Origin of the sequence: Jeotgalibacillus sp. R-1-5s-1, from assembly GCF_004405105.1 — a bacterium.
Classification (GTDB): domain Bacteria; phylum Bacillota; class Bacilli; order Bacillales; family Jeotgalibacillaceae; genus Jeotgalibacillus.
Map to the genome: position 1 here is coordinate 1 of NZ_SORW01000045.1, position 217 is coordinate 217.

At 45.2% G+C, this 217-nt stretch carries 1 protein-coding gene; it reads left to right on the top strand.

Annotated elements, in window-relative coordinates:
* The coding region (locus E2491_RS14045; protein WP_134376262.1) for a helix-turn-helix domain-containing protein at positions 1-217 on the top strand (217 nt) is incomplete at both ends.

The window sequence follows — 217 nt, forward strand, 5'->3', positions numbered from 1 at the left end:
TTGAAAGTGGTGTTATCTGTCTTAGATGAGAAGAAGTCGATGGGTGTGGTCTCCAAAGAATACAGTGTCGCTAAATCGACCCTCAATGACTGGATCCGTAAATATCAATCTGATGGAATCGACGGATTAAAGGAATCGAAGACCTGGAAAGCGTACTCTCAGGAATTGAAACGACAGGCAGTGGATTATTATCTGGCGGGTCAAGGGAGCCTCAGTG